The organism is Micromonospora echinofusca, from assembly GCF_017614955.1.
Classification (GTDB): domain Bacteria; phylum Actinomycetota; class Actinomycetes; order Mycobacteriales; family Micromonosporaceae; genus Micromonospora; species Micromonospora echinofusca_A.
Genome location: NZ_WVUH01000411.1, coordinates 1 through 5712, shown reverse-complemented (window position 1 = coordinate 5712; position 5712 = coordinate 1). Strand labels below are relative to the sequence as shown.

The 5712-nt window shown below is 69.9% G+C and carries 5 protein-coding genes and 1 rRNA gene; 5 read left to right on the top strand and 1 reads right to left on the bottom strand.

The features are described from left to right. Positions 1–9: 9 nt before the first annotated feature. The 3 genes from rrf to GSF22_RS29755 all read left to right on the top strand — a co-directional run bounded on the left by rrf (position 10) and on the right by GSF22_RS29755 (position 1755). Positions 10–126: ribosomal RNA gene (gene rrf / locus GSF22_RS29765) — 5S ribosomal RNA — on the top strand. 12 nt (positions 127–138) lie between these two features. Continuing rightward, positions 139–1008, top strand: a complete 870-nt coding sequence (locus tag GSF22_RS29760; protein ID WP_439957819.1) for an NADPH-dependent F420 reductase — start codon at positions 139–141, stop codon at positions 1006–1008. A 210-nt stretch (positions 1009–1218) separates the two neighbouring features. Then, entirely contained in the window at positions 1219–1755 is a 537-nt protein-coding gene (locus GSF22_RS29755) for a snapalysin family zinc-dependent metalloprotease (protein ID WP_208817234.1), read from the top strand. Positions 1756–1856: 101 nt separating this feature from the next. Here the strand turns inward: GSF22_RS29755 and GSF22_RS29750 are convergent, their stop codons facing one another. Beyond that, a complete protein-coding gene (locus tag GSF22_RS29750; protein WP_208817233.1) occupies positions 1857–3683 on the bottom strand; it encodes a VanW family protein in 1827 nt (608 codons plus the stop codon). 574 nt (positions 3684–4257) lie between these two features. Between GSF22_RS29750 and GSF22_RS29745 the strand changes: the two genes are divergently transcribed. Both GSF22_RS29745 and GSF22_RS29740 read left to right on the top strand, forming a co-directional pair. Beyond that, positions 4258–4797, top strand: a complete 540-nt coding sequence (locus GSF22_RS29745) for a DUF6230 family protein (RefSeq protein ID WP_208817236.1) — start codon at positions 4258–4260, stop codon at positions 4795–4797. An 80-nt stretch (positions 4798–4877) separates the two neighbouring features. After that, positions 4878–5712 (top strand): DUF6114 domain-containing protein (locus GSF22_RS29740; protein ID WP_307804445.1); only part of this gene is annotated, 835 nt, incomplete at its 3' end.

The window sequence follows — 5712 nt, the reverse complement described above, 5'->3', positions numbered from 1 at the left end:
CGATAGGGTTACGGCGGTCATGGCGGAGGGGAAACGCCCGGTTACATTCCGAACCCGGAAGCTAAGCCTTCCAGCGCCGATGGTACTGCACTCGGGAGGGTGTGGGAGAGTAGGACGCCGCCGGACATCTTCACAGGTGTGGGCCACCCCGAAACGGGGTGGCCCACACCTGTATCTGCATATGGGAGGAACCCGGAGACGGGCACCCACCCATCCTCAGCACGCACTCTTTTTGCTGAACCGGCACGTACCCGGGCCACAGTCGACAACCATGTGTCGAACGCCTCGTTGTGCATCGGGCCGGGGTGGCCGGGGTACCTCCCCGACTGGCTCGGGTCGAACCTCAGCCACCGGTTGTCCGGTGGAGTCAGGAGTGCGGTGATGAAGGTCGGAATCATCGGGTCGGGGCACATCGGCGGTACGCTCACCCGTCGACTGTGCGCCCTCGGACACGACGTGACGGTGGCGAACTCCCGTGGGCCGGAGTCACTGGCCGGGTTGGCTGCGGAAACCGGCGCGACCGCCGGGACCGTCGACCAGGCCGCCGCTGCCGCCGAACTGGTGGTGGTCGCGGTGCCGTTGTTCGCCGTACCGGACCTACCGGCGGAGGCGTTCGACGGCAGGGTCGTGGTCGACGCGAACAACTACTACGTCCAGCGGGACGGGGAGATCCCCGAGGTCGCCGACCGGAGCATCAGTTCGAGCCGGTGGGTCGCCGGTCACCTGTCCGGTGCGCGGGTGGTCAAGGCGTTCAACAACATCCAGGCGCAGCACCTGCTGGAGCAGGGCCGCCCGGCGGGTACCGGTAACCGGATCGCCCTGCCGGTGGCCGGGGACGACGAACAGGCCAAGCGGATGGTCATGGACCTGGTGGACGAGCTGGGCTTCGACCCGGTCGATGCCGGGACGCTGGACGAGAGCTGGCGGCAGCAGCCGGACACGCCCGTGTACGGCACGGACCGGGACGCCGAGGGGGTCCGGGAGGGGCTGGCTTCCGCCCGCCCCTGACGGGCGTACCGCAGGCGACGAGCCGTTGACGGGCAATACCGTGGGCGGCCGGCCGTGGGCCCCGCTCCCGGGAGGCAACCGGTCCGGATGGGTCGGGGCCCGGTATGGGGTAACTGGTATGCGGCGATCAGGGCCACTCCGTCACTAAATTAACGAGTATCGATTGTTGGCGCCGGACGGTGCCGATTCCTGCGATCGGGAGATACTCGGATGATTCGACGGCAGTTGTTCCGTACCGCCGCCGGCCTGCTGGCGGTCGCCCTGTCCCTGGTCGGCGTACAGGTCGTCGCCGCCGCGCCGGCGTCCGCCGCCGCCCGCATCGTCTACTACGACGTCAGCCGGGCCGGCGAGTTCGCCACCAACTTCGACCAGGCCGCCGCGATCTGGAACAGCCGGGTCACCAACGTGCAGCTTCAGCGTGGCACCCCGGCGAGCGTGAAGATCTACGTCGACTCGGGGTGGCCCCGGGCGTACGTGTACGGCCTGGGCTCCGGCGTCATCTACATGGGCTGGCAGGCGGTCAACCAGGGCTACAACCGGACCCGGATCGCGTCCCACGAACTCGGGCACATCCTGGGCCTGCCGGACAACCGGACCGGTCTCTGCTCGGATCTGATGTCCGGCAGCAGCGCGCCGGTCTCCTGCACCAACGCGTACCCGAGTGCCACCGAGGCGTCCCGGGTCAACTCGCTCTTCGGTACCTCCGCCTTCACCGGGCCGGTGGCCACCGGGCTGCACGTCGACTGAACCGGCACCACCAGGAAAGGGCCGTGGCCCGCGACCTCCCACATCGCGGGCCACGGCCCCTTCGTCGTGCCCGGCTCCGGTCGGGCGGAACGGTGTCCCGGTCAGGTGCCCGGCTGCTTGGCGCAGAGGTACCGGGGCTCGGCCTGGTAGGTCCAGCTGAACTTCTCCCGCCGGACCTCCCGGCCGTCCTTGCGGAAGATCCGCCAGGCGTCCTGGGTGAACCCGTCGATCCCGTTGGTGGCGATGCAGCTCGGCCCCGGCGGCAGGTAGATCGTCCTCGGCTTGGTGATGTTCCGCCGGGGACTCCACTCGGTCTTGACGCTGTCCCAGATCCGGGTGCTCCAGATCGAGACGGTCACCGAACTGGACGTGTACGAGGTGTCGATGACCACGCCGTACGGGGTGTTGTTGCGGAACTTGAAGTCGAGGTCGGGCCAGAAGATCGTCGATTCGATGACCGGGGGGTACCGGCTGAACCAGTAGGAGTGCGGCTTGTGCTCGACGTCCTCCAACCCGGCGTAGTAGGTGGCGTTGAACAGGGTCGTGGTGAACTGTGAGGTACCGCCACCCACTCCGGGTACCAGCTTGCCGTCCAGGATCACCGGCGCGTCGCGGTAGCCCTTGGCGTACGAGCGCTCACCGGTATGCCCGTTGAGGGAGAAGGTCGCGCCCGGCTTCACCACCGCGCCGTCGACCGCCTTGGCGATGGTGACGATGTTCTGGCTGCGCGGGGCGGAGAGACCGCCGGTGAACTTCGTGGTGAAGGTGGAGACCCGTTCCTTGATGCCCAGCTTGGCGACCTCCTCCGGGGTGGTCTCCGGTTCGCTGGCCTTCAGGGTGCCGCTGACCTCCCGCCCGTCGGTCTTCGGGAGTACGTCGAGCAGGGCGGTGCTGAGCGCCTCGGTGTCCAGCTGCCGGCCCGCCGTGCCGGGAACCACCTTCGGCTTGCCCCCCTCGATCAACACCCGGGCGTTCTTCGGCTCCACCTCGATCTTCGAGAGCTGGCCGGCCAGACCGGTACGGAGCTTCTTCGCGTCCACCCGGTGGGTGAGCTTGCCGGCCTTGTCGGCGGTGAAGACGAGGCTGCTGGCGATGGTCCGGGGCGCGATGGTCACCGCTCCGGCGGGGGTGGTGACCTTCACCGGGGCGGCCACCGCCGGTCTGGCCAGTTCGGCGACCAGCCGGTCGACCTCCTCCCGGCTGGTCGCCGGGTGCTTCTCGACCAGCGGCACGGTGATCGGTTGGCCGGTCAGCCACCCGGCCCGGACCACCCGGGCGGACTCCTCGGCGTCCACGTCCCGGCTCGGGGCCGGGTAGGCCGGCTTCGGGGTGGTGCCGCTGAACTTTATGCCGGGCATGGTCATCTGTCGGGCCTGCTTGCCGAGGGCGGTCCGGAGTACCGCGTCGAGCTTCGCCTGGTCCACCGCGACCACCGGGTCGACCGGGTGGGACCCGAAGAGCCGGCGCAGCGGGTCGGGCCGGGCGGCTGCGGCGGCCTCGACCGTGGCAGGCACGTCGACGGTCAACCCGATCGCCGCCGGGTCGAGTTGGACGGTCTGGTCCGCGACGCGTACCGGGACCGGCTGGGTGAACTCGGCTGCCCGCCGGTCCAGCTCGGCCTGGAGCGCGGTGGTCGCCGCCGCCCGGCTCTTGCCGCCCAGCTCGGCACCGAGCACCTGGATACCCCGGGGCACCTCGCCCGCGTACGCGTAGCCACCGGTGCCGGCGGTGGCCGCCAGGAGGGCGACGACCACCCCACCGGTCACCAGGAGCCCGCGTCGGCCACGGCGGGGCCCGGACGCACCGGTACCGGTGGTGGGCGGGCTCCCCACGGGGGTGTCCTCCATCGGCCAGGTGACGGCGGTGACCTGGACGGTGGGGCGCTCGTCGGCGGGTAGTTCCTTCTTGCCGTACAGACTCACAGGCAACCTCGATCGCAACCAACCTCGCGCGGTGGACGTACCGTTCGTCCCGCGCCAGTACGACTGTGAAGGACTACGGTAACCAACGCTCCCGGGCGTCGGTGGCGGCGCTCCAGTGCACTCCGGTCGACGACCGGTGGAGTCGGAGCAGTCCGGACGGCTGGTCGGTGGCTCATCCACAGCGCTTTATCAGGCTGCCGTTACGGAAACGTGACAAACGCGTTTCGCGGCTACGCTCCGGCGGCGATCACGGGTGCCCTGTCGCAATCGGCCCGGTTTGCCCATCAGCTGTGTCCTGCAACACGTTGACGGTTGGTAACCATAGGCGATCTTGAGTCGACTTCGAGGTTACCGACCAGTAGCGCGGGTCTTGTGAGCTGCGTCGCCACGCGGGAACATCCACTCGCGCGCTGCGTTACCCGCCGGTACGGCGTGGGCGCTGCGACCGACATCGATCCCCCGCTTTCTCCCCGAGCCGCGACCGCCGCTCGGTGACCCCTCGTCGAGGAGGACCCCCGTGAAGGATTCTGAGGACCGTCTGGTGCAGGGCGGCACCCGCTGGCGCCGGTTCGCCGCGCTGATGGTGCCCGCCACCGCCGTTGCCGGCGCGATCGTCTTCGGCATGGCCAACGGTGCCATCGCCGCCTCGTTCGCCGTCTCCGGCCAGACGTTCAAGGTGTCCGCATCCACCCTTGAGGGCAAGGGCTTCACCCAGTACGGCGGTCTGGCCAAGGAGAAGAACGGCACCGTGCACCCGGTGGCCGTCTCCGCCATCGACGAGGCCAAGCTCTACGACCTCTGCCAGTCGGTGAAGGTGCCCGGCATGCCCGTGGTGCTCACCATCAACGCCGGTGGTGGCGGTACCCCGGCCACCGCCCAGGGCCTGCTGATCGACATGGACTCCCTGGAGGGCGACGCCGTCTTCAAGAACATCAAGATCGGCCGGGACGCCACCGACCTGGAACCGACCGCGCAGGCCGGCTCCTTCGGCCAGAGCGCCGACGAGGTCAAGATCACCGGGTTGAAGCAGGTGGCCCGCTCCACCAGCGCCGGCACCTTCGCGCTGACCGGTCTCAAGCTCAAGGTCAACGTGGGCGCCGACGCCAAGGAATGTTTCTGAGCTGATGCCAGGCCCGCGGAGGGCACCTTCCGCGGGCCTGTTCCTGCCCCCTACCCAGCAGATCCGCTCAGGAGGAGCACGTGACAACCGCGAATCCGCAACACGCCCGGCCCGGGGGGCTCGCCCGGGCGTGGCGCGGCTTCCGCCGATGGCGGCGGGCCCGACCCTTCTGGGGCGGGCTGCTGACCGCCCTCGCCGGGGTGGAGATCTTCCTGACCACCCAGATGAGCCTCGGCGGGCTCAGCTTCCAGATGGGACCCACCGGGTTCCTCTCCTGGCTGATCCCCACCATGCTGGTCAGCTGCGGCATGCTCATGTGGTTCAGCCCGCAGCAGCGGATGTTCTACGCGATCGTCGGCGCGATGACCGCCGTCTTCTCGTTGATCGCGGTGAACCTCGGCGGCTTCTTCATCGGCATGCTGTTCGGCATGGTCGGTGGCGCCCTCGGCTTCGCCTGGGCACCCACCGTGGTCCGACCGGCGAGGGTCGCCGAGCCGTCCGGCGGGCCGCACGACGGACCGCACGACGAGGAACCGAGCCCGGCCGGCCTTACCCACGACCAGGACCGGGACACCGAACTGCTGCCGTCGGTGGCGGAGCGGGACACCGAACTGCTGCCGTCGACGGCGGTGGACCGGCAGGGCGAGCCGTTGCCCCCGTCGACAGCGGGCGGGTCCGCCGGGCGTCCGCTCTTCACCGTGCTGGTGGTGCTGCTCAGCATCGCGGCCGGTGGACTGGTCGCGGCGCGTACCGCCACGCCGGCCCAGGCGGCACCCGGCTGCCAGCCGACCACCAGACCCACCCCGACGGCCAGTGCCACGCCCACGGGTACGCCCACCCCGTCGCCGACGACCAGTGCCCCGGCCGACGGGGTGGGCGTACCCGTGGGCGTGGCACTGGCCGTCGGGGTGGGTC

Coding starts and splice junctions, on each gene's coding strand:
- GSF22_RS29745 (WP_208817236.1), top strand. CDS start 4,258: ATGGTGCCCGCCACCGCCGTTGCCGGCGCGATCGTCTTCGGCATGGCC.
- GSF22_RS29755 (WP_208817234.1), top strand. CDS start 1,219: ATGATTCGACGGCAGTTGTTCCGTACCGCCGCCGGCCTGCTGGCGGTC.